General features: G+C 59.4%; 1 protein-coding gene. It reads left to right on the top strand.

Annotation, left to right across the window (positions count from 1 at the left end; all coding sequences use genetic code 11):
• Positions 1 to 217: 217 nt before the first annotated feature.
• Positions 218 to 950, top strand: a 733-nt coding sequence (locus NW856_RS12705) for a glycosyltransferase family 39 protein (RefSeq protein WP_414400569.1), incomplete at its 3' end; no start/stop codon positions are given.

Raw genomic sequence — 950 nt, 5'->3', positions numbered from 1 at the left:
TGGCTCAAATGAAAGATCAACACAACCTAGAACAGGTGGGGCAAAGTTTTGATTCCAACCTTTTCTGATCTCCCCTCGCCCCTTGGGAGAAAGACTAGGGGGGAGGGCGCTGACTGAGTTCTGGTTTTGTCGAGCATCTTGCGCCTGGTAGGCTGAGAGGGATCGATTCGTTCCTGATTCCAGTCGTATCGGTTCTATGGCGGTTTGGGATAGGGTGATGACCTCCCGGCATCTGCCCCTGCTGGGATCCGGCTTGGGCTTGGGGGTAGCCCTGATCCTCTGGTACGGGGTGTTTGGCTACCACGTGCTGCAGATTGGCCTCTGGCTGCTGAGCATCCTGCTGGTGGGGTTGTATTGGGCGCAGTTTTCCCCGGCTCAACCCCCTTGGGATCCGACGCGGCTGCGCTGGCAACAGGAGCTGTTGCACCTGGGGCTGTTGGTGTTGGTCTTTGCCCCGATCTACCTCTACGACCTGCCCAACATCCCTTTTCAGATCAATACTGACGAGATTGTGATCACCTCCATGGCCCGTCGCGCCTCAGGGGTGCGCTACCCCGATATCTTTGGGCTGATGCCGGAGTATTTCTATTTCCCCCGCTTCATGTTCAGCCTCTTCGGCGGCCTGACGCGGCTGATGGGGGGAGTCACGCTGCTCAATGTGCGCACGGTACATGCCGCCTTCGGGGTGATCACCATTTTGGTGGCTTACGGGTTTTTTCGGGCATTCTGGGGATCCCGGCTGGCTTTGGCGGGGGCGGCCCTCTTGGGATCCAACCACGCCTTGCTGGGCATCAGCCGCATGGCCATGCGGGAAAACCTGATTGTGCTGGTGGAGTGTGCGGCCCTGGCCTTGCTCCTCAAGGGCGTGCGGGAAAAAAATCCCCTGTTGCTCTATCTGGGGGGAGGAGCGGCGGCTTTCTCCCTCTACGGCTATTTGCCGGGGCGGGTGG

The organism is Synechococcus sp. R3-13 (genome assembly GCF_047462195.1).
In the GTDB taxonomy this organism is placed as follows: domain Bacteria; phylum Cyanobacteriota; class Cyanobacteriia; order Thermostichales; family Thermostichaceae; genus Thermostichus.
This window is presented reverse-complemented; position numbering and strand designations above follow the sequence as displayed.